The sequence below is a fragment of the Paraburkholderia sp. SIMBA_053 genome, assembly GCF_046534895.1.
GTDB classification, from domain to species: domain Bacteria; phylum Pseudomonadota; class Gammaproteobacteria; order Burkholderiales; family Burkholderiaceae; genus Paraburkholderia; species Paraburkholderia caledonica.
On the sequence record NZ_JAWRXU010001748.1, the window covers coordinates 1 to 234 of the forward strand.

The following is a 234-nucleotide window of genomic DNA, read 5'->3' on the forward strand; positions in this document are numbered from 1 at the left end:
CAGCTACAGCTGGCTGCGCAGGCTGCTGAGCGTCACGGTGAGCTGACTGAGACAGAAGCAGAACCGGCGCAGGCAGTAGCGGGACAAGATGCGCCTTCATTGCAAGATGTTTCTTCTTCGCAACAGGCTTCTTCCGGGCATGAGACTGCCGGGCAAGCCGTGCCTATGCATGGCAAACCTCAGTACGAATATGCGGTGATCGATCCGGCGAGCTTGCCTGAGTTTGATGAAGAT

General features: G+C 56.8%; 1 protein-coding gene. It reads left to right on the forward strand.

Features of this window, described 5'->3' with window-relative positions; genetic code table 11:
- A partial coding sequence (locus SB753_RS41510; protein WP_410805747.1) for a hypothetical protein occupies positions 1–234 on the forward strand: 234 nt, incomplete at both ends.